Below are 25,241 nucleotides of genomic sequence, written 5' to 3'. Positions count from 1 at the left end.
AAAACTTCGCCTGTAAAACATAGGCAGAACCATTTATTTTAAGGAAAAACATGAAAATTATCTCTTTAAAAAGCTTACTACTAGCATGCGCAGCAACAGCATTAGTTGGTTGTGGCGATAGTGAAACCAATATCACTGAATTAGAACCAACACAGCCACCCATTGATAATGGACATGGACATGATGATGAACTAGGTAAAGGGCGTTTAGCAATTGCTGATGCGGAACACGCACTCGTTCATATTTTTGATTTAGAAAATAATAGCTTGGTTGACTCAATTAGCTTAGAGCATAAAGCAGAGTATTTATATGCCAGCCCTGAGAATCGCTATGCTGTTGCAGTTCAGCGCTCGGTTGACCATGTTGAATTTATTGATGGCGGTGTTTGGCAAGAGCTACACGGTGATCATTATGACCAACATGCAGATGCTCCATCATTAACTCACTTTACTTTGCATGATGTTAAACCAACTCACTATGTGCCACGCGGTGATAAAGCGGCGGTATTTTTTGATGGTAATAAAGAAACTGGTGCTAACGCGAGCTTGAGCCTATTAAGTGACGAAAGTATCGCAGAAGAAAAAATTATTGCCGAACATCATTTTGATACTTACATGCACGGTACTGCTGAAATTCGTGGTGAGTTTGTTTTAACGACATTACGTGACGTTAACTTAGACAGCAGTTTACCAGAAGATATCGTTTTACTTGAAGTGCACGGTGACCATTTTCATGAAGAACAAGTTTTTGAAACAAAATGTCCAGCGTTACACGGCAGTTTTCAAAATGAAACATACACAGCATTTGCTTGTGGCGATGGTGTATTAGCTATTGAACAACAAGGTGAAGTATTTACAACACATAAACTTGCTAACCCAGTTGATATGCCTGAAGGCGTACGCATTGGTTCATTAATGGGTAGTGCAGAAAGTAATGTAATGATTGGTGGTTCACGTGCAGGTTTCTTCTTAGTTGATTTAACAGCTGAGCAAATCACACCGTTTAACTGGCAAGGTGAGGAAACGCTTACTTCGGTTACTTATGGTTTTGATGGCCACAATGAACATATGCTTATTTTAGATAACACTGGCCAACTTAACTTGTTTGCTGCTGAAAATAACTGGACTCTTGAAAAGCGCATTCCAGTGTTTGAAAATTTAGCTGAAGATGCTGCGCCATTTATTATTGCCTCAAAAGCCCATGAATTAATTTATGTCATTAATGGTCAAGAAGTCACAACCATTGACTTACATGACGGTGAAGTTGTTGGTCACTTTGATTTAGACTTTACTCCAAGTAAAGCTGCTTGGTTAGGCGTTGCCGCAGAGGAAGAGCACGACCATTAATTAGTGTTTATTATTTTATATTATTGTTTTTCTCTTTTGGCCACATGAAAATGTGGCCTTTTTTTGTTACAAGAAAGTTAGCTTAGTGCTTGAATGTATCAGGGCAATCTCGCACAATGTGCCGCTTATGCTGTTTTTTTGTTAACGCTTTATCAATTTAGCCGCCGTAACTTACTGCTCACAGAAGACTTTTTGATGAAAAAAATATTATCGCTATCCTTTATACTTTTGTTAACTGCCTGTCAGCAAACACCTAATACTACCGCTAACACTGAAACAACTAATCAAGCACAAGCAGTAAATGCCGCTTTAACAAAGCCACACGTAGAGCCAGAAGTAAACATTCCTGAAAGCATAAAGCGACCAGAAGATTACGCTGATGTATGGCAGCGCATTCGTAGTCAGTTAACTATTGAAGTGCCGGACAATGAAGCGGTGGCTAAGTGGCGTGAATACTATTTAAGTCACCCTAATTTTATGGTGACAATCTCGCAGCGAGCAGAGCCTTTTCTTTACTACATTGTGGAAGAAATAGAAAAGCGTAATATGCCGCTGGAGCTTGCTTTATTGCCAATTGTTGAAAGTGCTTATTTGCCGTATGGCGTTTCAAGTATGAGTGCTGCGGGTTTATGGCAATTTATGCCAGTGTCAGCTAAGCGCTTTAATATTGAGCAAAATTGGTGGTATGACGGCCGACGCGATATTGTTGAGTCAACACGTGGAGCGCTTGACTACTTTGAGTTTTTTCATGATACCTTCGATGAAGATTGGCTAAATGCTGTGGCTGCATTTAATTCGGGAGAAGGCCGTGTTGGTCGCGCCATTAGAAAAAATGAACGCGCCAACTTAGCAACGGACTTTTGGTCTTTGAATTTACCGGAAGAAACCACACACTTTGTTCCCAAGTTATTGGCTATTGCTGACATTTTAAAAAATGCTGAAGCATTAAATTATAGTTTTACGCCGATTGAAAATAAGCCCGCGTTGGCTATTTTTGAGCTTGAAGAGCAATTAGATTTATCATTAGCAGCTGAATGGGCTAACGTAGAATTGGCTGAGATTTATCAACTTAACCCTGGCTTAAATCGTTGGGCCACTGCGCCTGATAGTAATTATCAGTTGTTGCTACCTGTTGCTGCTACTAATACCTTTAAAGAAAACTTGTCTCGTACTGATAAGAAAGATTGGTTACGTTGGCAGCGTTATCAGGTTAAGGCGGGTGACAGTTTAGGTAAAATAGGTGCTTTACATAATATTGATGTCGCAGCACTTAAAAAGCTTAATGATTTATCGTCAGATATGATTCGCATTGGGCAAGAGTTAGCGGTTCCGGTCACCGACTATAAAGCGTATCCATTAGCGCTAGCTAAATTAAATGGCTCACAAGTCACCCATAAGGTGAAACGTGGTGATACTTTATGGGATATTAGCCGTAAATATAAAGTGAAAGTACATGATATTGTACGTTGGAATAATTTGCCGAGTGATGGCTTTTTAAAGCTTGAGCAAAAGCTCAAAATTATTTTATAGCGACGCTTTTATCACTGCCACTCATTACTGAGCTTAGTAAGGAGCTAACTTTATATAAGGTTAGCTCTTCATTCAAAAAAAACGTTATTTTAGCCTTGGTATGCGCTTTCTACTTGTGCGAAATGCTCAATAACTTCAACCACTTCATCTTTAGCCTGTTGGCGTTGGCTATCATTTTCAATACCAATTGCTGCCATTGCCTGTACCGTTGCAGGGTGTACTAATAAATCCTTCGCATGGTAGCAATTTACATCCGTAATGGCAGGAAGTTTACCGTCGGCATGATAACCCGACTCTATTTCGGTTAAAGGCAGTGACGGAATAATATCAGCGGCAGCACTGACCGCATTTAAATAGTCATTACACTGCGGGAATTTCACTTTAAAGGCTTGAATAATAGGCTGTGATAAAGCTACTAATGCTTTGGAAGAGTTCTCAAGATCTTCATTAGATGCTTGTTGATCAATAAGTGTTACTAACTCTTGAGCACTTTGCTTGTATTGAATGAAGAGCTCTGTAGAAGCATGTGCGCTAGGTTGGACTTTATTAGTGACATTTTGTGCTGAAGTATCAGTATTTTCAGAACTTTCATTGCAGGCAGTTAATGTTAAGACCGCAGCTAAACAAATAAATTTTTTCATTATTTTCCTCGTGATATTTCTAATGATGTACGCAAAAAGCAGGTAATAGAAGCAGTACTTATTGACCGCATGTACTAAAACATTTGCTTTAGGTGCTATTAAATTTCATATAAGTTTAATGATATAGATTATCATTTGCGTTTACAATGTTAATGCCCTTAAATCTAAACAAAAAACTAATGAGGCATAATTAAATTAATCGTAATAAAATATGCTAATCACCCATGGAAAGCGCATTTCCGCTGTTTACTGGGTTACTGACAAGCTTTAGAATACCCTATTAAATCTATTATTTAGGTTAAATGGATTTGGCAACCCATTGAGTTACCCTGCAGGAGCCAACATGGCTGAAGTTCGTAATAAAGTAATTATCCCCATTGGTAAGCACAATGCACATAAGGCTGAGTTTGTTAGCTTTAGTCATTTGAAAGATGATAAAGAGCATGTTGCGTTAGTATTTAAAGGCGCAGACACTGCCAAGGTTCCGCTAGTGAGGGTGCACTCAGAATGTTTAACCGGTGATATTTTTCATTCGGCACGTTGTGATTGTGGCCAGCAGCTTGATGAAGCCGTAGAAACCATGGCGAAAAGCGGCGGTATTATTCTGTACTTACGTCAAGAAGGTCGTGGTATTGGCTTATACAACAAGCTAGATGCCTATAGTTTACAAGATACCGGTATGAATACTTTTGAGGCAAATAAAGCCTTAGGCTTTGATCACGACTTGCGGGATTTCACGGTAGCTACCCAAATGCTAAACGCACTGAATATTAGTGAAATTGATTTATTAACCAATAACCCTGAAAAAGTATCAGCGCTCACTCAAGCGGGTATTAAAATTCAAAAAACGGTACCTACGGGGATTTTTGCTAATCAACACAATAACCATTATTTAGCGGCTAAAGTATCTGTTGCTAAACATACAATCGCACTTACTGGTCATCATGATGAAAGTGATCAAGAAATTAGCGATAAAAGCAAAGGTAACAACAAAAGCTAAATGAAGATAAAAGGGCAAACTCAACGTTGGTTAGTGAGCCCTTTTATTTGTTTTTCTTCGCTAATATTTTTCGCTAATATGTTGCTGTTGCCGCGTGTTATTCTTAAGGCTTATATGACTCCGTAAGCAAGCATGGCGTCGGCAACTTTAATAAAGCCGGCAATATTGGCACCTTTAAGGTAATCAATGTTTTTGCCATTTTGGCCATGTTTTACGCATTGTGCATGAATAGAACGCATAATATCTTGAAGTTTTTGATCAACTTCTTCACTTGTCCACGATATACGCATACTATTTTGCGTCATTTCTAACCCTGAAATAGCGACGCCACCAGCGTTAGCCGCTTTTGCGGGGGCAAATAAAATATTGTTCGCTTTAAAATGGTGTACCGCCTCAATGGTTGAAGGCATATTGGCGCCCTCGGCTACGAGCATAACACCATTATTGACTAAGTCAGTTGCATCATCGAATGATAATTCGTTTTGTGTTGCACATGGAAAGGCTAAATCACAAGGCACTGCCCATGGACGTTTGTTGGCAACAAACTTGGCGTCATATTCGGCACAATATTCTTCAATTCTACCGCGACGTGTGGTTTTTAGTTCAATTAAGTATTCAAGCTTTTGGTTATCTATACCGGATTCATCGTAGATATAGCCGCCTGAATCACTCATCGCGAGCACTTGTCCGCCTAATTCAATAATTTTTTTAGCGGCATATAAAGCAACATTACCTGAGCCAGAAATAACGCAACGTTTACCTTTAACGCTGTCGCCAATATGATTTAGCATATTTTCAGTAAAATAAACCACGCCATAGCCTGTAGCTTCAGTTCTTATTAAGCTACCGCCAAATGAAATGCCTTTACCTGTTAACACGCCAACAAAGTTATCATTAAGGCGTTTATACTGGCCAAACATATAGCTAATTTCACGCGCACCTACGCCAATATCTCCAGCAGGTACATCTAGGTTTTCACCAATATGTTTTGATAGCTCGGTCATATATGCTTGGCAAAAGCGCATAATTTCCCTATCGGATTTGCCTTTAGGGTTGAAATCACTACCGCCTTTGCCCGCACCCATTGGTAATGTTGTTAGGCTATTTTTGAATTGTTGCTCAAAGCCTAAAAATTTTAAAATACTTAAGTTCACACTTGGATCAAACCTTAGCCCACCTTTATAAGGGCCAATGGCATTATTAAATTGTACGCGATAGCCACGGTTAACGTGAACATTACCAAGATCATCTTCCCAACATACCCTAAAAGTTATGGTTCTATCAGGTTCAGTCATGCGCTCAAGTATTAGTGCGTCAAAATATTTCTTATGATTAAACATATAAGGCACTACACTTTCCGCTACTTCTTTAACGGCTTGATGGAACTCTAGCTCACCAGGGTTACGCTTTTCTAAACCAGCCATGAAACTTTCGAGAAACTTCTCAGGTGTTGAGTAATCACCATATAAATGCTTAGCCATAAACTCCCTCTTTGCGATTTTTCGCCAAGTAATAATACATAACGGTTAGTTTGTTACCAGTGTCAATACGGGTAAAACGAACCTCAGATCAATTGAGTTAACAATACGCTATTTATTTCCCGTGAGGTATAAAATAATTGTAAATACAAATTATTTTCATTAAGATGGGTCGGTGTATAACATTACTCTTCAACTCATTAAAACGTCTTAGGTACTTGGAAAAAAACGTGTCATATCTGCTAAATAAATTACAATTAGCGAACCCTCGCTGGTCTGTATTCTCGCGTATACTGGCGGCTGCTTTAGGTGGTTATGCTTTAGCTACATCAAGCTCACTATTGATCACGCAATTATTAATGAGTCTGGTTGGAAAGTATCAAGGTATTCATATTGGCTTAATGTTGGGCTTCTTGGTTTATACGGGGGCAGTTATGTGGGCTTTTTCGGTGACTACTGCAACACGAGCTTGGCTAGGGCTAGTTAAACTAAATGTTATTTTCTTGCTGCTTACATGGGCGTTGATGCAGGTAAATAGCTAATGAAAGATACTTTTCGTCAATCAATGAAGTGGCTTCATACTTGGGTTGGCCTTGTGGTCGGTTGGGTATTATTTTTTATGTTTTTAACTGGCACTCTAGGTTATTTTTATCAAGAAATAACACGTTGGATGCAACCTGAGCGACCATTGATAGTGCATGAAGTTTCTACCGAGGCATTACTTGATCGTGCTCAGCAGTTTGCCGAAATTCACGCCAAAGGTGTTGATGAATACGATATTCTCTTGCCAAGTAGCCGTGACCAAAATTTAAGGCTGGGCTGGCGACATGCGCCTGAACCCGGCAAAAAACGCGGTAGATATAAGCAAACTGTTGTTGACATTGAAAGCGCTGAAAACGTTGCCACGCGTGAAACCGGTGGAGGAAGAACACTTTATCGCATGCATTATCGCCTACACTATATGGATACTAGTATTAGTTATTGGCTAGTAGGATTTTGTACGATGTTAATGTTGCTAGCGGTGATTACTGGTGTTGTCATTCATAAAAAAATATTCTCAGACTTCTTTACTTTTAGAGCTAAAAAAGGATTGCCCGGTTGGCTTGATAGTCATAACGCCTTAAGCGTTATTGCGTTGCCATTTCATTTTATGATCACCTACAGCGGTTTACTCTTTTTCTTATTTATGTACATGGGCGTTAGTAGTAACTTTCAAACTAATGACGATGAATTTAAAGAAATGCGCAAAGAAATATTCCCACGTAGTGCTCATGTTGAGCCCGCAGGAATACCGGCAGAAATGCGCTCATTCTCCTCATTATATGATATCGCCCAACAGCAATGGCAAACTGATAATTTACGCTATGTAACGGTACATGCACCAAACGATATTAATGCGCAAATAGCTTTTGTGCGTAATGAAACTGATATTACTTACAACCAAGGTGATGAGGTGGTTGTTAACGGCATTAGCGGTGAGCTTATTTCGGGTAATCACAAAGACTATACCGTTAGTGGTGTGATACATAATGGTTTTTATTCGTTACATGAAGGGCAATTTGCAGGCACTTTGGCGCGTTGGGTTTACTTTATCACGGGGTTAATTGGTACGGCGATGATCGCTTCTGGGTTAGTGTTATGGACAACTAAACGTAAGCCCCAGCAAATGAAAAAATTAAACGGGCCAGACTTTGGTTATCGTTTAGTTGAGCAATTAAATATTGGTACCATTGTCGGTTTACCTATTGCCATTGCCGCTTATTTTTACGCGAATAGGTTGTTGCCTGTTACGATGGAAAATCGCGGCGAGTGGGAAGTGCATATTATGTTTATTACTTGGGCATTATTATTACTCTATCCTGCAATACGCCCTGCAGGAAAAGCATGGTTAGAGCAGCTGCAGCTTGCCAGTATTGTGTTTATTTTATTGCCGATGGTAAATGCTTTGACCACCGACAAACACTTAGGTGTTACTTTGCCTCATGGTGATTGGAACTTAGCCGGTTTTGATTTAACGCTAATTGCAGTGGGTATTAGCTTTGCTTTTGCACGTTATAAGATGAAAGTGATACAGCAAAGTAATAACGCGCGAAGAAAGCCGACTAAAAGTAGCATTGAACGATCAACTAACCGAAAAAGTCCTCTTGAAAATACGCCCAAGCCAGATTTGGTATTAACTAAAACCGGCGGAGATACTGTGTAATGTTATTGTTGGTTTGTTTAAGCTTTACTACCATGGTGTTATTTTGTTTAGCGATGGAAAAGCATCGCGAACAAGTATTTTCTATTGAAATGTCAGGGCTGTTACCACGTTTTTTTAGACCAATGGCTTGGCTGCTACTCACATTGACGGCTTATACTAGCGTGGTGTTATATGGGTGGTCTATTGGTCCAGCACTATTTTTTGGCGCGTTAACGGCGGCATTATTACCACTTATTTTATTGTTAACCTATCAGGCTCGATTGTTACCGATATTTGCTGTTATTTTACCTGTGGTAGCAATAACAAGTTTTATTTTGGCTAAGTGAGCAGGCTGAGTGGTTTGGGTTAATTTAGGCTAGCTAATGATGTTTACTCGTCCTGAAAGCGAAGTTATTCAAATATACCAATCATTACAAGAGCAGCAGTACCATTTAACGCTACCTAGTGATGCAACGTATATAGAATATCCGTTGCATCAATGCAGTTTAACTTATGCGGAGCTTGCGCCATTAACATCAGTACGAACTTCCGCTATTGCTAAAAAAATCCCTAATGCCTATATGTCAGTTGTCTATATTATTTCAGGTCATGGTACTTGGTTTAATTCAAAGGGCTTTCAGCATTTAGCGCCAGGGCAGTTACTTTTTTTTAATGCTGCGAGTGAGTTTACCTTTCATTTTTCGAGCCGCTATCAAGTAGTAAGCTTTAATTTTCCTGAATATTTATTACCACGTTTACCAACGCAAGGCTTTGCTTTTGACTTGGTTCATGAGGAAAGTCAGGTGCTGCGCTTGGCATTAACATCCGTTTTAGCACAAGTGAGAGCTGGTGTTCATTCAGAAGAGTTGACTGCTCGCTTTTTAGAACAAGCTCTATTAGCTCCTCTTATTGATTGTGTTAGTGCTTATCAGCAAAAGCGAGAGGCCAGTGTGAGCTATAAAAAGCTATGCAGTATTCAGCAGCTTATTTTTAATGCCAGTGCAGATGATAACTTTACCATTGAAGCATTGTGCGATAACGCTCAAATATCAAAACGCTATTTACATAAACTTTTTGCGATGACGCCTTATCACGCTAATGATTTTATCTATCAAACACGCTTGATTCATGGTTTTCAGTTGATGGTTACACAAAATAACCAACACTTATCAATTCTCGATATTGCCATTCACTCTGGTTTTAAGAGCCAGGCACATTTCTCTCGACTATTTAAACGAACATTTGCCTTAACGCCTAGTGCCTTATTGTCTCGATTGTAAATAGTCTGACTTTGAGATAATCAAAGTATCTCAAACACATGCTCACTGCGTTGAATTTACTTGCAATAGGTTAGCTATTGACGCGCAACTCCTATGACTCTTTTGAATGTAATCTATTAGTAAAGATCTTAGTCTGATTTTAGGTTAAATACTCGTTTACATTGTTGTTACTTTTCACACCAAAGTGCACTCACAGACAAAAAGATCAAATACCCTAATGTATAATAGGAATTATTATCAATTAGGTTTTTAACATTATTACCACATCACTTAACATCATATAGGTTAACTAATTTTATGTATGCTACCCCTAAATTTTTTCTTGCGACTTTAGCTGTCAGTGTTAGTTGTGCTATTTCGGCGACAGAAGACATCAGCGAAGCAGAAAAAGAAGCATTAGAGCGCATCAGTGTTCATAGTCCGGCATATCGCAGTACCGGAACTAAATCAACGTTATTACCCATTGAATCGCCAATGAGTTTTACTTCAATAGACCAAGGTACTTTGCAGTTAAGGCAGGCAGACTCAGTAAACCGTGCACTGCGTTATGTCTCGGGTATTACCCCAGAAAGTCGCAGCACTGTGACTATTTTTGACCAATATACAATTCGTGGTTTTGAATCTTATCGTAACTATTACGACGGTTTACCATTGCAAACTAACAACTTATGGAATCTTTATCCACAGGTTGATGCTTTTGCGACAGAAAGTATTGAGGTGTTAAAAGGACCAACGTCTGTTTTATACGGCTCGGCGCCTCCAGGAGGTATGGTTAATCAAATAGCTAAATCACCTCAAGGCGAACAAACAACGATTGGCTTACGGTTAGGTAATCAGAGCTTGCGCGAATTGTCGTTAGATACTTCTGGCGGTAATGGTGAAGTTGATTACCGTTTCATTGCCTTAGCACGCCAAAAAGATGGTCAGCAGCAAACCACAGAAGAAGAGCGTTATACCATAGCACCTACAATTACTTGGCAAGTTGCAGCAAAAACACACTTAACGTTTTCTGCTTACTATCAAGATGATCCAGAGATCACACCCTCTACTCCCTTACCAGCAATGGGCACTCTATATACTGCGCCATACGGTAAACTAGACTCAGATGGTTACGCGGGGGATGAAAACTGGGCTCGATTTGATCGCACGGTTACTATGCTTGGTTATAAAGTAAACCATGAATTTAATGAAAATTTATCGTTTTTACAAAATTTCAGATATACCGACGCCAAAGCTTTACAGCATAATACCTATAACCAAGGTTTAATGGCCGACAATAGTCATTTATTACGTAGCGCGTATTTTACCAATGAATCTCAGCAAGGCTTTGTGGTTGATAACCAACTTGCCGCTTCGTTAACGTTAGGTCAAACGCAGCACAATATTTTATTCGGTTTTGATTTTCAAACGCTATCGTCAGATGTTTCTTATGGTGACACTTTAGGTAACGACACCCCAGCCTTAAATTTAGCGGCACCGGATTACCAGTTACTTAATCCAGAGACATTACCCGTTGATTTTTACACCGAGCAGCATGACATTGCTCAATATAATCGCGGCTTTTATTTACAAGATGAAATAGAAATCGACCAGCTCACATTCATTGTGGGTGGTCGTTACGATAACTTTTATACACAAGATATTGCTGATAAGAGTTATGCGGGAACAGAGTATGGCGACACTACTACCATTGATGAAGACGCCTTTACTGGCAGGTTAGCCGCAATATATAGTTTTGATTTTGGTTTAGCGCCTTACCTTAACTACTCAACATCGTTTGAACCAACGCCTGGTTTTGATAGCGAAACTAATGAAGCATTTAAGCCAACAACTGCTGAGCAAATAGAAGTGGGTGTTAAATATCAAAATACGAAACAAAATATGATGATTACTGCGGCTTACTTTGATTTAGCTAAAGAAAATGTTGTCGTTAATACCGCAGATTTTGCTAAAAAGACGCAAACCGGTGAAATTGTTTCACGAGGCATTGAAGTAGAGCTAAATGCTCAACCCACAACACAACTCGACATTACCGCCAATTACACATATTTAGACATGGAAATAACGAAAAACCCATTAAATGCCAGCTTAATTGGTAATCGTCCTGTGTGGGTTGCCGATCAAACCGCATCATTGTGGGCGAATTATCATATTGATAACGCGACTATTTCTGGACTTATGTTAAGTGCTGGCGTGCGTTATACCGGTGAAAGTTACCTTGATGCTGCGAATTCAGATACGTTACCCAGTTACACTCTTTATGATATCGCCGCTCGTTACGAAATTAATGACTTAACGCAGTTAACCGTTAGTGTAAATAACCTAACCGATGAGCGTTATGTGGGCGCTTGTTATGATGCCAATGGTTGCTGGATGGGAGCAGAGCGCACCATGGAAGCAGGTGTTAAATTCTCGTTTTAACGAGTAAAACTTAATAAATAGAGTGAAAAAATACAGCTAAGATATGTTCAATATCTTAGCTTTTTTGCTTAATGTAAAAAAATACGGTCCTGAAATCATGCGAAAAAAGCTCCATAAATTACACGCGTACTTTGCGCTTGCTAGTTTGATCCCCTTAATTATTATTGCCGTAACTGGCAGCTTATTAGTGTTCAAATTTGAACTTGATACTTTATTATTACCTGAGGTGGCCAGCATTAGTCTACCTGTTGAGCAACAGGAAAATACGACGGTAACAAGGCTTAATATTAACGAGTTAGTCACCCAAATAAATCAGCAGTTTAGTGACTATGAGATTGGTAGCTGGGAGCTTTTTGATGATAAGTACCAAGCTGATCGTGTTTACTTACTTAAACGCTACAGTGAAAGCTGGTTTAAAATTCATCTTAATCCTTACAGCGGTGAAGTACTTTCGACACCAGTGCCTATTCATCATGATTTAACCGATTGGCTAGTGCAATTGCATTTTACTTTTTTATTAAATGATCTTGGGTTTATTAGTCCGCAACTAGGCACTATTATTGGCTTAATCGCTAGTATTATTATGACTTTCTTGGGTATTTCGGGCTTAATTATTTACCGAAAATTTTGGCGTCGATTTTTCAAGTTTCGCTGGGATGCAAAACTGGCGGCGATGATGAGTGATTTACATAAATTAGTGGGTATTTGGTGTTCACCTATTATTCTTATTTTAGGTATTACGGGTGGCTACTTTAACTTTATTGAGTACTGGCATGAAACTTTTGAGCATGGCGAAGAAGCGCATCATATTATGACGGATCGCTTATATAATGCCGAGCTTGATTTTCAGCAACTCTTAACAACCAGTACAGAAAAAATAACAAGTTTTACACCTCAGTATTTACTATTTCCGTTTGAACCTAAAATGGCGTGGACAGTATTTGGCTCTATTGACACTAACAACCCATTTGCCAGTGCTTATGGCTCTACCGTTAGCTTTAATGCCATGACAGGGAAATATCTCAGTCATTACGACATTCGAACCAGTAACACTAGCGCCCAGGTTTTTGATAGTTTTAGAACATTACATTACGGTAACTTTGCTGGTTTGTGGAGCAAAATAATTTGGTGTGTAATGGGGTTGAGTCCGCTTATTTTAGGGGCAAGTGGCTTTTACCTTTGGTATAGTCGCATTCGAAGAAAACGCGTGAGTAAGCAAAGCTGAGCGATTAATTGCAATCCTCGTGCTTTTTTAGTGAATTATTTTAAATAGAGTACTTGAGTGGAATTAATTAATCTGTCGTTTGAAATTCTGGCCTTTTTATTCGTTATTGCTATCGTCGCTGGGTTTTTAGATACCCTAGCTGGCGGTGGTGGTTTATTAACGTTACCTGCTTTAATGATGAGTGGCATGCCGCCATTAGCAGCGTTAGCGACCAATAAATTACAGTCTACAACTGGGGTAGCAACCGCAACGGTAATGATGCTAAGAAATAAGCGCGTTCTTTGGCGAGATGTTAAGTACCTAATGCTCGCGGCATTCATTGGCTCTGCTTTGGGCACGCTAATCGTACAAATTATGAATACCGAAGCATTGACGATTGTAATACCTATCGTTATTGCAGCGATCGGTATTTATTTTTTAGTAACCCCTGTAATTGATGACAATACTAAAAAACCTCGTGTTTCACCTAACGTTTATAAGTATGTGGTAACGCCGACTATTGGCTGTTATGACGGACTATTTGGCCCTGGTACTGGCTCCTTTTTTGCTTTAGCTGGTCGCTCATTACGCGCACAACCCTTTTTACAGGCGACAGCGGTTGCTAAAACCTTGAATTTCTCAACTAATTTAGCCTCATTGATTGTTTTTATTTTTGCAGGCCATGTTGTGTGGTTGGTGGGTATAATTATGATGGCAGGGCAGTTCATTGGTGCATGGTTAGGCTCGCATTGCTTGTTTAAAATTCCGGTTAAGTATTTACGCTACTTGGTGGTGGTAATGTGTTTTGCGATGCTAGCCAAATATTTAACCAGTTAAAATAATGCGAGATCAAGGTAGGTAAGTATTACTGTATCGCTCATTATTTTGTAAATATTACAGACTAGTACGCTTATATATAAAAACTTTAAATGGAAACACCTTAAAAAACAGTGTGTTATTTTTTTTGGTTTGGCACAAAAGTTGAACTAAATAAGTTAACTATGAGGGTTTTTTAATGAAAATGATCAAATACTATGTGTTGTTACTAACTGTTTCTGTTTTCTTTGTATGGCTTAGCTTCAATAATAGCTACATGCTAGTACCTAGCTTATGGCTTACTATTTCACTAAGTTGTGTTCTTTTTGCTTATAGTACTAATCGACCTAGCTTATTTAGAAAGTCTGCAGCAGGCGAAATACCCTGGTGGATTAAAATACTTTTGTTGCCTTACCTTGTTTGCGTGCAATTATATAATGGCATAATGCGCAACAATGATTCTGTACCTGCAATCCAAGAAATTACTCCTAATTTATTTCTTGCTTGTCGGCTTTTCCCCAGTGACATAGAAACGCTAAAGTCGCAAAAAGTTACCGCAATATTAGATGTTACTGCTGAGTTTGATGGCTTCAATTGGTCAGCTCAACAGGAAGGATTCTATTATTTAAATATACCGATATTAGACCACTTTTCTCCAACAGAAGCTCAATTAGAACATGCTTTAAGATGGATCACGGCAATGCACGACTTAAATCAAAAGGTTGTTGTTCATTGTGCGTTAGGCCGAGGCAGATCTTTCTTTATGACTTGTGCTTATCTATTAATGTCTGAGCCAGAATTAAGCGTACGCGACGCCATTAGCACAGTACAAAGTGTTAGATCTACGGCAAGGTTAAACACTAAACAGCTCAAGGTGTTAGTGGAGTTGAGTCAAAACTTTGCTAAGAAGCCGCAACCTGAGCTTAATATGATTATTAACCCGGTATCTGGAGCGGGAAAGTGGCTGTTATATACCAATGACATTGTTGGCATGTTAACACGACAGTATGTGCTTAACTTTCATTTTACTAAAAAAGATACTGATGTTTATCAACTTACTAAGTCGTTACAGACCCGCGATGAAAGTATGGTATTTGTCGCGTGTGGTGGTGATGGTACTGTCGCTGAAGTAGCTGCGGCGGTGAAAAATACATCACATCAATTAGGTGTACTTCCCTTAGGTACTGCCAACGCACTAGCGCATGTAATGTTTGGAGTAGAAAGTAAAATATCGCCTATTAACCAAGCATGCGAAATATTGTTCCGTGCAGAAACAAAACAAATGGATACCATGGTATGTAATAAAAAAACGGTATTGTTAGTGATCGCTATTGGTTTTGGTGAGCAAATGATAAATCAGGCCAACCGTCTTCAAAAAAATGAGCTAGGTCAACTCGCTTATATTCAGGGGTTTATTAACGCTTTTATTGAAAATAAATCACAGCAAATAAAGTTAACGATAGATGATGAACCCGTGCAACAGTTATCTAATAGTAGCTTAACTATTGCTAACGCAGCACCAATTACCACATTACTCGCTCAAGGTGCTGGGGAGCCAAATTGGCGAGACGGTTTATTAGATGTAACCCTTATTGAGCATGATTCAAGCTCGGCTCATCGGCTATTAAGTTTAGCTGAATTAGTAAGTAATACTATCTCTGGTGATAATAGCTCAAACTCAAGTGTCTCTCATTACCATGCCAAAAAGATCTTATTACAAAGCAGTGAGGGCTTTAAGTACAGCATTGATGGTGAAACAGAGTCAGCCGAGCAACTAATGGTAGAGATTATGCCTGCAAGCTTAACAATTATTTGTTAATTAACAATAAAGTTTGCAAGCACTTAATATAAATTAATTACAGAATAGAGTAAGCTAGTGTAATTACTTGATAAAGGGATTACATGTGTGAAAACAGTTTTATTAGTTGACGATGATCTTGAGTTTACAAATATCGCTTGTCGTATTATTGAGTATCTTGATTGTGAAGTTTATTCTGCATCTACATTAGCAGAAGCACAGCAATGGCTAAGTGAGCAAAAATTTGATCATGTCCTACTGGATTTTATGTTGCCAGATGGCAGTGGTTTGCACTTAATTGATTACGCTAAAGCTAACAATATTAGCGCAAAAATAACTATGATTACGGGTCATCCCTCGGTTAAAACCGCGATATCTGCGATGTGCCATGATGATATTGGCTATTTAACTAAGCCGATAGAAGCCGATGATCTTAAAGGTGTGTTGTTTTCTAGCCAGGCAGCATTAAAGACCAAAAAACGAAAAAATAAAAACGCTTTGTACTTTGGCTGCTTAATTGGTGAATCCGCACCGATGAAAGCGATGTACGCTATGATTGAGCGAGTAGTAAAAACACAAGCCAATGTTATGTTAATGGGCGAGAGCGGCGTAGGTAAAGAGATGGTAGCTCAAGCTATTCATAGCGCTAGTCAATGTCAGGGTGAGCGGATATCGGTTAACTGTGGTGCTATTCCCAAAGATCTTATTGGTAGTGAACTTTTTGGTCATGAAAAGGGGGCTTTTACTGGTGCTAATGCACAAAAATCTGGCGTATTTGAATTAGCAAAAGATGGTACTTTGTTTTTAGATGAATTGACCGAAATGCCTATTGATATGCAGCCTAATTTACTGCGCGTACTTGAAACGCAAACAGTGACTCGTGTCGGCGGAAGTAAGAGTATCCCGGTTAATTGTCGAGTTGTCTCAGCAACTAATCGCTCTGTTGAAGATATCGCGCAAAATAATGTTTTACGTGAAGATATTTATTTTCGTTTAGCGGTTTTTCCAATTAACATTCCGCCGTTAAGAGAGCGTAAAGAAGATATACCATTACTTGCTGAGCACTTTCTCAATCAACTTAATAAAGAGCACGAAAGTGATTTTAAGCTCAGTGATGACGATTTAACTCGACTCGTTAATTACGAGTGGCGAGGTAATATTCGTGAGTTGAAGCACGCTATTTATCGTGCATTTATCATGGCGGATATGACGTCAGGTTATTTGGTTTTTCCATCAACATTTGAATCACCTTTTTCTCAGGCTAAGCTGCAAAACTCTATTCAAAGCCAAACGATTAGTGAACAAATGAATGAGCAAACTGATACGTCATTAATAGCACCTGCTACTAATGTGAATCAGCCTGTTATTGTCGGTCAAACTATAGAGAATTTAGAAAAAGAGCTGATCTTTAAAACACTTGAGTCGGTTGATGGTAATAAAACAACCGCCGCTAAAATTTTAGGTATTAGTACTAAAACACTTTATAACCGCCTTAATGCTTATAGTTAGTGTGATTAATCGTGAATACTAAGTGAATATTGATTATTAAAAGGAGTAACGAATATGCCTGAACAACAGCAATTAGAAATGGTGATTCATGACGCACGTAAACCTCTTAATCACATTTCTATGCAAGCAGAGTTGTTAAAGCTAATGGTTGAGCAATCTGCAAGTCCTGCAGATATTAAGCAATTAGCCGACCAAATAATTAGTGCTTCAAAAGAATGTAGCGCCATTATGCAAACCTTAGTGAAGTAAATGGCTACATCAATGAAAAAATTAATTATCGTTATTTCAGGTTATTTAAATAACTTAAACATTACTCGCTTAGCCTGGTTAGGGGCAATGCTGTTAGTGTTAGCTATTGTTGTAAATGCCTCAATAGGGCTGAAAAACATTAAAAAACTAGCTGAAATACAAAGTAACTTGCAAAATACTGGCGAGGTTATGCTGGTTATTGACAGTTTGCATATCGACATACTTAATGCTGAAACCGGGCAGCGAGGCTATTTGTTATTTCGAGATGAAAGCCATTTAGCACCTTATGTTAAAGCATTAGATAAGTTTGCTTTGAGTTTAGAAAATGTTCAACAGTCACGCTCACAAAGTGAGGCTCAGCAAGGCCGAATAGATGCGTTTACGCTATTAGCACAAGCCAAGTTAAAAAAACTCAAAGCGAGCATTGATGTTGCTGTCGGTTTTGGGGCTAATATTGCCCAGCAGCAACTTAAAGAAATTGACGAAGAACAAATTAATTTTCGTCATTTGTACAGCACTATTATTCAGGCTGAAACTCAAACAAGAGAAAACTTACTTAAGCGATTAGACGAAACAAGAACCAAAGCTGGTAGTAATGTGATCTGGTTTACCGCGTTAAGTGTATTTATGTGCGCGACTATGATGATTTTGCTGATGAAGCACATTCATAGTATTCGCAGCACTAAAGAGAAGTTAGAACAATACAATGCCACCTTAGAAGCTCGTGTTATAGAACGGACTCATGCACTTGAGGTGTATACCGAGGAATTAAACCGTAGTAATAGGGAGCTTGAGGACTTTGCATTTGTTGCCTCTCATGACTTACAGGAGCCGTTAAGAAAAATCAGAGCTTTTGGCGATAGGCTCACCAGTAACTTCTCAGCTGAATTAGGTGATAAGGGTGCTGATTATTTAGCTAGGATGAATGCAGCAGCGAAACGGATGTCGGTACTCATTAGTGACTTATTAGAACTGTCACGGGTAACCACCAAGGGCAAGCCTTTCCAAGAGGTTGACTTAAATGAGTTATTACTAAGAGTATTAGATGATTTAGAAATTGCTACGCAAGAAAGTGGCGCTAACATAGAGTTGTCAGATCTACCTAAAATTCAAGCCGATGGTAGTCAACTCGGTCAGCTATTTTTGAATTTAATTTCTAATGCAATAAAGTTCCGTAAACCAGGGCAACAGCCTCATATAATTATTCGTGGCGAACTTGTTAGCTCCCCAGAATACTGCGTAGTAGCAACGGATACGCAGTGGATTAAAATAGAAATACTCGATAATGGCATTGGGTTTTCTGAACAGTACAATGAGAAAATATTTACGCCTTTTCAACGTTTGCACAGTCAAAAAGACTATGCAGGTACGGGAATTGGCCTAGCAGTATGTCGACGAATTGTTGAGCGGCATAGTGGTTATATTTCGGCGGACAGCCCTGAAGGAGAAGGTGCCATTTTTACCCTGTTACTCCCGATTGACGCTAACCTTTTTACAGTTGAGGATGGAAAAGTTGAATTACTCAAAGCCCCAAGCCATTAATATCTTAATGGCGGATGATGATGAAGATGACAGATTATTAACACAGGATGCTCTTGATGAAAGTAGAGTGTTGAACACGATTAATTTCGTGAATGACGGTGTTGAATTGATTGAATATTTGCGTAACGAAGGTGGCTATAGTGACAAAGAGCGTTATCAAAGACCTAATTTAATATTGCTCGACCTTAATATGCCTAGAATGGACGGTCGTGAAGCACTTAAAATTATTAAAGCTGATGCTAAGTTACGCTCTATTCCTGTTGTAATACTAACCACATCAAAAGAGGAAGAGGATAAATTACGTGGTTACGACTCTGGCGCCGCCTCTTATATTGCCAAGCCGGTTAACTTTGAAGGGTTAGTTGAGCTAATGAAAAACCTAGGGAAATATTGGATTGAAATAGTAGAGCTACCTTAAGGTGCTTTATTGGCAGCTTTAGCAGCTTGTACGAGCCAAGGACATATAATGGATAAGCGCTTAATTAATTTGTTACTCGTTGAAGATGATGAAGACGATTACATTCTGGCATTAGACTATTTACAAGAAATACCTGACTTTGAGTTTAATGTTAAATGGCTTAGCGATTACGACTTAATTATGCAGTCGTTACAAGATGAACCGTTTGATTTATGTTTGCTCGATTATCAGCTAGGAGCTCATACAGGGCTTTCTGTATTAGAAGCTGCCAAAAATATGGGCTGTGCTACCCCTTTTATAATGCTGACAGGGCAATCTGATGGGGTATTAGACGCGCAGGCGTTAACGCTGGGCGCAGAAGATTTTTTAGTTAAGTCTGAAATCAATAGTGTGCAGTTTATTCGAGCAATTCGCTATGCGTTGGCTCGAAAAGATATAGCCATCGAGCGCTTAGAGCGTTTGAAAATTGAATCAGACAGTCGCGCTAAAGACCGCTTTCTTGCACATTTAAGTCACGAATTACGGACCCCTTTAACGTCAATTATTGGTTACACTGACCTACTACTTAGCCGCGCTGAGTTAGACAGTATTAAACCCGAATTATCTATAGTGCATAGTAATAGTCAGCACTTACTTGCTCTGTTAAATGATGTGCTCGATTTATCTAAAATCCGAGAAAATACTTTATCCCTTAACAAAAGTAATTTTGCATTGTCACCTTTTCTTGCTGACTTACAAAACTTATTTGGAATCGCAGCACAGAAAAAAGGCCTGTTATTTACCATTGAGGCTGATACGCCTGTTCCTGAGTTTATTTGTTCTGACGCGACTCGCCTTAAGCAAGTGTTAATAAATATTATTTATAATGCGATTAAGTTCACTCAGTCTGGTGAAATACGCGTATTACTAACCTTTGAGCAAAAGCATAATCAATCGGTTTTGAATTTTTCTATTAGGGATACGGGGATAGGCATTCCTCAAGAAAAATTGAAACGAATATTTAACCCATTTGAGCAGGTGCAAGACACAACTACTAGAACAGAAGAAGGGGCAGGATTAGGGTTGGCAATTAGTGCATCACTGATTAAGTTGTTAGGGGGTAATTTCCAAGTTGATTCTGTATTGGGTCAAGGGAGTACATTCACTTTTTTAATTGATACTGGTGTCTCATCAGAAAACTTAGTTAACCTCAACTTACAACAACCGGTAGCACTGCAGCATAAAGCGCTAACCACAAACGATACTTTACAGGGAAATGTACTTATTGTTGAAGATGTTAGCAATATTCGTCTGTTATTAACTAATATCATTTCTGCTACCGGCGCTAAAGTCACGAGCGTTGATAATGGTCAGAAAGCGTTAACGTTACTGAGCGACGAACAGCAACATTTTGATTTAGTTTTTCTCGATTTACATATGCCTATTATGGGTGGGCGAGAAGTTGTGGTTGCTGCGAGAAGTCAACAAATAACTACGCCAATAGTGGCGTTAACAGCCGCAGCGTTAAAGGGGAGCGAGGAAACTTTACAAGCATTGGGCTTTGACCAAGTATTAACCAAACCTATTGATACTCAACAATTACACGAATGCTTAACGCATCATTTAAGTGCCGCCTCCAATGAGAGAGATGCGTTAGAGAGTGAACAACCCATTGCTACTCAAACAAAGAAAGTTTTATTGCTTGAAGATGACAAAGACGCTAGAGAGCTTATGGGGTTATTATTAAAATCTTTAGGAATAGAAGTTTTTAGTGCACAAAACATTCAAGAAAGTTTAAGAGTTTATCAGCAAGAACAGCGGTTTGATTTGGTTATTTTAGATTTGAACCTACCTGATGGCTCTGGCTTTGATGCAGCGCAAGCGATAAAGAACATTAATGCTACACAGCAGCTTGCAATTATTAGTGGTTCGGAGCCTGAGCCTGAATCATTAGTTGCATTAGGTATTAACCATGTATTATTGAAGCCTGTATCGTTACCTGATTTGCAGAAGCTAATCGAATAATTGTTTTGGAATAAAAGGCGCTCTATATTTAGTGCTTTTAGCGGCCTTATTCTTTAGTAGCATCCGTTAACTAACTAAATGGTGCGTTATTGTTGCTATTGTTGAGGCTGCTTGTCATCAAGCTATCAGTCACTCGTTTCAACATTACTAAGCGTCGCAATGTGGCAAATTTTCCATAACGTAAAGCAAGTAGAGAAGTTAGCGCGGTAATACCTAAAAAAGCAGGTGACTCGGCTATGGCTTTACAATGAGCAATTAATGCTGATTTTTGTTGGTTATTGTTATAAGTAATTGCTTGGTATTTTGCCTTTTTAACCATGACGTCTTGGTTTATTTTTCGGTAAATAGCTGTGCTAAGGCGTGTCATGAAACCCCCTCTACTTATCAGTAAAAAAGCCGTGAATAAACTCATCATAGGTAATATCAAATAAAGATATTGCGGTAGTTAATAGATAATAAATAACGAATAAGTTTAGTGTTAGTACCATAATTGCGGCGATTAACGTTGGTAATCCTAGGTGGATAAGGCCATAAACAATCATTGCTTGTATGCTTATCCAAACAGCACATAGCAGAAATACAGCACTAGTGACTAATGCCATAATTGCAATCAACATTTTTATATTTGCCTTAGCTTTGGCTTGTAATAATGAAAAAAATGCTGAAAATGATTGTTGATAACCCAATAGTAAACGGCTGCCTAGCTCAGGGAGCGCATTAAGTTGCGCTCCCATATCTATGGACTGCTGAGTATTTTTCTCTGCATCCTGAGGCGAAGTCATGCTATTTTTTCCTTAAAAACATTGTTAGTAACATACCAGCCGTAAACGCTATGCCTGCTGTTTTTACTGGGTTTTCATGGGCATATTTTTTCACTGGCGATTGATTCCATTTCGAGCGCAATAAACGAGTTTGTGCTTTCATAGCTTCACTTGATTGCGTACTTTTAGCTCGAAGTGTTTCTTCAGTACTTGCCGCCGTACCATGAATTGAGTCAACTGTAGAGTGCAGTGAATCGGCAAATTGATCGGCAACAGGGTGAACAGGCTTTTTCATAGCACCATTTGATTTTTCTGTGTTTTTATTAGGCATAATAGCTCCTTGGTAAATTGCATAAGTTAATATTAGGGTAATGAAAGGGTATTAGGAGGCGCTCAATGAGCGCCATAAAGGCAAAACTATTTAGTTACGTGTAAGTTTTCGGTAACTTTATTAACATCGTCAGTATTGTTTGCAATGTTAATAACTAAGTCTTTTTCTGCTTCAGAGTCTACCTCTCCGCTTAGGGTAACGTTATTGCCTTTTACATCTACATCAATGCTCGTTCCGCTAATATCAGTATCGAGTAGTAGACGAGTTTTAATCACTGTTGCGATTTTCATATCAACAAATTGCGACTCGTCCATACCGCGTTGTTGTTCTAATTCTTTGTTATCAATACCTTCAATAACTGTTATTTGGTTTTTAACACCTTTAACGCCATCTATTCCTTGCACTAACTCTTTAGCGAGCTTTTTATCTACGCTGTGGTCAACTTTACCTGTAAGGTAAACAATGCCACTATCAACATCAGTATTGATATCAAAAGAATTTAAGTTAGTATTAAATAATAATGTTGCTTCAGCTTTACCGTCTATCCAAGCATCGCTAGCTTCTTTCTCCCAAGAGTTATCTTTTGCTTGTACTGATGTAATCGTTAAAGCAGATACCATAGCTAGTGAAATTAATGTGCGTTTCATAATCATTCTCCATTTTAAGATTTAAGTTGTAACGACAAGTTGTTGTAACGAATTAACTAATGTAACAATCTAACTAATGCAGACAACATACCAATCTGTATAAATCCTTTTATTTCAATGTGTTACTGTATTTTATTGTTTTGCTCATTACTTGATTGTTGATTGTTTTGTAAGGTTTTCACGTTAACAATGTAACTTTTTCAGGAAAAATATACGTACTACTTAACCTGAGTTCAGGTTGCCTATTTGAATGGTGGTATGCTTTTTATTATGGAGTTGAAATGAATTACAACGAGTTTAATGACTTTTGCAGATCTTTACCTTGTACTACCTATGTTATGCAATGGGGCGGCTCCCATGTTTGGAAGGTAGGGGGCAAAGTATTTGCTATTGGTGGTTGGGGTGATGATAAAAAGCCCGCTTTTATATTTAAAACCTCTGATACCAATTTTGGCTTTCTAAAAGAGTCGGTAGGGTATAAACCTGCGCCTTATTTTGCTAATAGAGGGATGAAGTGGATCCAGCAATTTGAAAATGTTGCCGACAGTAATGATGACTTATTGTACTATTTAAAGGAATCATATCGATTAGTCTCTCTTGGTTTAACAAAAAAGAAACAAAAAGAGCTAGGTTTGAATCAATAGCCCCTTATCTACTTATAAAATATCAACCTTTAAAGCTCCGCATACCCTTCTTTGATATCTCTATTCAATGACTTTGTTACAAAAGCAGTTTCTCTACCTGTATATCTTATATGAAGCAATTACATGGAGCGTGTAATTATTACAATAAAAGGGGTTTTCTATTTCTTGGTTTATTATAAGTAATTGTTTTTTATCTTTTTAATGTTTTGGTATGACTCCTGCACATATCTTGTTGTTGTTAATTAAAAATTCTTTACCAGCGAAATTCGCTTTTTAATTTAAAACAGTAAATATAAAAAGGAGATTAATATGTCTAATTCAAATTATGAAATGGGTCCAATTAAAGAGTTAGTGAGAGTGCTAAATGGTGGCATTGAGTTTTATCGCTCAGCGATGGATAAAGTCTCTAACCCTCATCTTATGCATGTTTTTGAAAATAATATTAATGAAAAAGCACGCACTATTGCGGAACTACAAACGTTCGTTTTAATTGATGAAGGTAAAATAGAGCAAGACTCAGCATTTTCTGTAGAGTTACGTGAAGCTTACACTAAAGTACTTGCCGTTATTAGCGCTGATGCAGAGCATACTTATGTATCTCAATTAGAAGAAATTGAAGATAAAGTATTAGAAAAAATTGAGGCTGCCTTGATGAAAAAACTACCAGCAGAATGTCAAAGTACATTGTTACAAATTCAAGTACGTATGCAGCATTGTCATAATCATATGAAGCAACTGAAATTAGTTACGGCATAATTTAACTGCTAAGTCTTAGGAGGTTCTATGTTACGTTGGGCTCTTATATTTTTCCTCTTCGCGCTTGTTGCAGCCGCCCTAGGATTTGGCGGTATTGCAGGAGCAGCAACAGGAGTTGCTAAGTTTTTATTTTGGATTTTTGTAGTGTTGCTGGTTTTATCATTTGTTATTCCTGCGATAAAAACACCTAAAAGCTAAATAAAAGTTAAATAGAAATTAATTGGAGAATGATATGAATAAGTTATTAATGATGAGCAAAGTATTTGCACTTACTGCTGTGTTAACTATGTTTGGCTGTTCTGATGGACCAGCAGAAGATGCCGGTGAAAAAGTAGATGAAGTCGTTAGCGACAGCAAAAACGCCGTTGAAGATGCGTGTGAAAAAGCGAAAGAATTGGCAGGCGCTGAAAAGCAAGACTGCTAAATTGAAAAACTGTTAAATTAACCTGGGCTAGGGGCTGTTGATCTTTCGCGGTTAAATTTTGTTCGAGATAAAAGCGCTTTAATCGCGGCGGACAGTGTGTTGCCTAGTCACTCTAAGCAAATACTGTTCAACAAAGCGTAAAACGCTTTTAGCCGAATCCTTCGGACAGCGTTTGTTGGTCATTTTTACTGCGTTATCGCCTTTTTAGGTAAAGTAACTACATTACAAAGGCTCTGCCTTGTATAAAAACCCAACAAAAA

Annotated in this window: 26 protein-coding genes; 20 read left to right on the top strand and 6 right to left on the bottom strand. The window is 38.5% G+C overall.

The genetic code is table 11. The annotated features are described in order from the left end of the window. Positions 1 to 50 precede the first annotated feature (50 nt). Both KO495_RS03100 and KO495_RS03095 read left to right on the top strand, forming a co-directional pair. Positions 51 to 1,346: a hypothetical protein gene (locus KO495_RS03100; RefSeq protein WP_215978932.1), complete on the top strand. Its 1,296-nt coding sequence runs from the start codon at positions 51 to 53 to the stop codon at positions 1,344 to 1,346. A 93-nt stretch (positions 1,347 to 1,439) separates the two neighbouring features. Beyond that, complete coding sequence (locus KO495_RS03095) at positions 1,440 to 2,876, top strand: LysM peptidoglycan-binding domain-containing protein (RefSeq protein ID WP_215978931.1); 1,437 nt, start codon at positions 1,440 to 1,442, stop codon at positions 2,874 to 2,876. 89 nt (positions 2,877 to 2,965) lie between these two features. On the opposite strand, the gene KO495_RS03090 is transcribed toward KO495_RS03095, so the two are convergent. Beyond that, a complete protein-coding gene (locus KO495_RS03090; RefSeq protein ID WP_252738776.1) occupies positions 2,966 to 3,517 on the bottom strand; it encodes a hypothetical protein in 552 nt (183 codons plus the stop codon). Positions 3,518 to 3,860: 343 nt separating this feature from the next. Here KO495_RS03090 and ribA point away from each other — a divergent pair, with 343 nt between their 5' ends. Next, positions 3,861 to 4,517 (top strand): GTP cyclohydrolase II, encoded by a 657-nt coding sequence (ribA, locus tag KO495_RS03085; protein WP_215978930.1) that lies wholly within the window; start codon positions 3,861 to 3,863, stop codon positions 4,515 to 4,517. Positions 4,518 to 4,627: 110 nt separating this feature from the next. Here the strand turns inward: ribA and gdhA are convergent, their stop codons facing one another. Beyond that, entirely contained in the window at positions 4,628 to 5,998 is a 1,371-nt protein-coding gene (gdhA, locus tag KO495_RS03080) for an NADP-specific glutamate dehydrogenase (RefSeq protein ID WP_215978929.1), read from the bottom strand. Positions 5,999 to 6,225: 227 nt separating this feature from the next. On the opposite strand from gdhA, the gene KO495_RS03075 reads away from it, so the two are divergent. From KO495_RS03075 to KO495_RS03015, 13 genes are all read left to right on the top strand, one after another. Then, positions 6,226 to 6,537, top strand: coding sequence for a DUF3649 domain-containing protein (locus KO495_RS03075; protein WP_215978928.1), 312 nt, complete (start codon positions 6,226 to 6,228; stop codon positions 6,535 to 6,537). Further along, on the top strand, positions 6,537 to 8,198 hold the full coding sequence (locus tag KO495_RS03070) for a PepSY-associated TM helix domain-containing protein (protein ID WP_215978927.1): 1,662 nt from the start codon (positions 6,537 to 6,539) through the stop codon (positions 8,196 to 8,198). The genes KO495_RS03075 and KO495_RS03070 overlap by 1 nt, the downstream gene beginning before the upstream one ends. Further along, on the top strand, positions 8,198 to 8,524 hold the full coding sequence (locus KO495_RS03065) for a DUF3325 domain-containing protein (RefSeq protein WP_215978926.1): 327 nt from the start codon (positions 8,198 to 8,200) through the stop codon (positions 8,522 to 8,524). Before KO495_RS03070 ends, KO495_RS03065 begins: the two co-directional genes overlap by 1 nt. A gap of 36 nt (positions 8,525 to 8,560) precedes the next feature. Then, positions 8,561 to 9,457 (top strand): AraC family transcriptional regulator, encoded by an 897-nt coding sequence (locus tag KO495_RS03060; RefSeq protein ID WP_215978925.1) that lies wholly within the window; start codon positions 8,561 to 8,563, stop codon positions 9,455 to 9,457. 297 nt (positions 9,458 to 9,754) lie between these two features. Further along, complete coding sequence (locus tag KO495_RS03055) at positions 9,755 to 11,878, top strand: TonB-dependent siderophore receptor (protein ID WP_215978924.1); 2,124 nt, start codon at positions 9,755 to 9,757, stop codon at positions 11,876 to 11,878. 43 nt (positions 11,879 to 11,921) lie between these two features. After that, a complete protein-coding gene (locus KO495_RS03050) occupies positions 11,922 to 13,103 on the top strand; it encodes a PepSY-associated TM helix domain-containing protein (protein ID WP_252738775.1) in 1,182 nt (393 codons plus the stop codon). 57 nt (positions 13,104 to 13,160) lie between these two features. Then, a complete protein-coding gene (locus KO495_RS03045) occupies positions 13,161 to 13,919 on the top strand; it encodes a TSUP family transporter (RefSeq protein WP_215978923.1) in 759 nt (252 codons plus the stop codon). A 178-nt stretch (positions 13,920 to 14,097) separates the two neighbouring features. Continuing rightward, entirely contained in the window at positions 14,098 to 15,717 is a 1,620-nt protein-coding gene (locus KO495_RS03040) for a diacylglycerol kinase family protein (protein ID WP_215978922.1), read from the top strand. Positions 15,718 to 15,804: 87 nt separating this feature from the next. Continuing rightward, entirely contained in the window at positions 15,805 to 17,205 is a 1,401-nt protein-coding gene (locus tag KO495_RS03035; RefSeq protein ID WP_215978921.1) for a sigma-54 dependent transcriptional regulator, read from the top strand. 54 nt (positions 17,206 to 17,259) lie between these two features. Next, positions 17,260 to 17,454 carry a histidine kinase gene (locus KO495_RS03030; RefSeq protein ID WP_215978920.1) on the top strand — a complete coding sequence of 65 codons (195 nt, stop codon included), beginning with the start codon at positions 17,260 to 17,262 and terminating at the stop codon, positions 17,452 to 17,454. A gap of 12 nt (positions 17,455 to 17,466) precedes the next feature. Continuing rightward, entirely contained in the window at positions 17,467 to 18,996 is a 1,530-nt protein-coding gene (locus tag KO495_RS03025; protein WP_215978919.1) for a sensor histidine kinase, read from the top strand. Next, positions 18,968 to 19,414: a response regulator gene (locus KO495_RS03020; RefSeq protein ID WP_215978918.1), complete on the top strand. Its 447-nt coding sequence runs from the start codon at positions 18,968 to 18,970 to the stop codon at positions 19,412 to 19,414. Before KO495_RS03025 ends, KO495_RS03020 begins: the two co-directional genes overlap by 29 nt. 9 nt (positions 19,415 to 19,423) lie before the next feature. Then, positions 19,424 to 21,418, top strand: a complete 1,995-nt coding sequence (locus tag KO495_RS03015) for a response regulator (RefSeq protein ID WP_252738774.1) — start codon at positions 19,424 to 19,426, stop codon at positions 21,416 to 21,418. A gap of 70 nt (positions 21,419 to 21,488) precedes the next feature. On the opposite strand, the gene KO495_RS03010 is transcribed toward KO495_RS03015, so the two are convergent. The 4 genes from KO495_RS03010 to KO495_RS02995 all read right to left on the bottom strand — a co-directional run bounded on the left by KO495_RS03010 (position 21,489) and on the right by KO495_RS02995 (position 23,157). Then, positions 21,489 to 21,785, bottom strand: a complete 297-nt coding sequence (locus KO495_RS03010) for a hypothetical protein (protein WP_215978917.1) — start codon at positions 21,783 to 21,785, stop codon at positions 21,489 to 21,491. A gap of 10 nt (positions 21,786 to 21,795) precedes the next feature. After that, positions 21,796 to 22,200, bottom strand: a complete 405-nt coding sequence (locus KO495_RS03005) for a hypothetical protein (RefSeq protein ID WP_215978916.1) — start codon at positions 22,198 to 22,200, stop codon at positions 21,796 to 21,798. Between the two features lies 1 nt (position 22,201). Continuing rightward, positions 22,202 to 22,510, bottom strand: a complete 309-nt coding sequence (locus KO495_RS03000) for a DUF883 C-terminal domain-containing protein (RefSeq protein WP_215978915.1) — start codon at positions 22,508 to 22,510, stop codon at positions 22,202 to 22,204. A gap of 86 nt (positions 22,511 to 22,596) precedes the next feature. Then, complete coding sequence (locus tag KO495_RS02995; protein WP_215978914.1) at positions 22,597 to 23,157, bottom strand: BON domain-containing protein; 561 nt, start codon at positions 23,155 to 23,157, stop codon at positions 22,597 to 22,599. Positions 23,158 to 23,438: 281 nt separating this feature from the next. Here KO495_RS02995 and KO495_RS02990 point away from each other — a divergent pair, with 281 nt between their 5' ends. From KO495_RS02990 to KO495_RS02975, 4 genes are all read left to right on the top strand, one after another. Continuing rightward, entirely contained in the window at positions 23,439 to 23,801 is a 363-nt protein-coding gene (locus KO495_RS02990; RefSeq protein WP_215978913.1) for an MmcQ/YjbR family DNA-binding protein, read from the top strand. A 309-nt stretch (positions 23,802 to 24,110) separates the two neighbouring features. After that, positions 24,111 to 24,557 carry a PA2169 family four-helix-bundle protein gene (locus KO495_RS02985; RefSeq protein WP_215978912.1) on the top strand — a complete coding sequence of 149 codons (447 nt, stop codon included), beginning with the start codon at positions 24,111 to 24,113 and terminating at the stop codon, positions 24,555 to 24,557. A gap of 27 nt (positions 24,558 to 24,584) precedes the next feature. After that, positions 24,585 to 24,755: a DUF1328 domain-containing protein gene (locus KO495_RS02980; RefSeq protein ID WP_215978911.1), complete on the top strand. Its 171-nt coding sequence runs from the start codon at positions 24,585 to 24,587 to the stop codon at positions 24,753 to 24,755. Positions 24,756 to 24,789: 34 nt separating this feature from the next. Further along, positions 24,790 to 24,981: a hypothetical protein gene (locus KO495_RS02975; RefSeq protein WP_215978910.1), complete on the top strand. Its 192-nt coding sequence runs from the start codon at positions 24,790 to 24,792 to the stop codon at positions 24,979 to 24,981. Positions 24,982 to 25,241: the final 260 nt, after the last annotated feature.

Source organism: Colwellia sp. D2M02 (assembly GCF_018860755.1).
Taxonomy (GTDB): Bacteria; Pseudomonadota; Gammaproteobacteria; order Enterobacterales; family Alteromonadaceae; genus Colwellia; species Colwellia asteriadis.
This window is presented reverse-complemented; position numbering and strand designations above follow the sequence as displayed.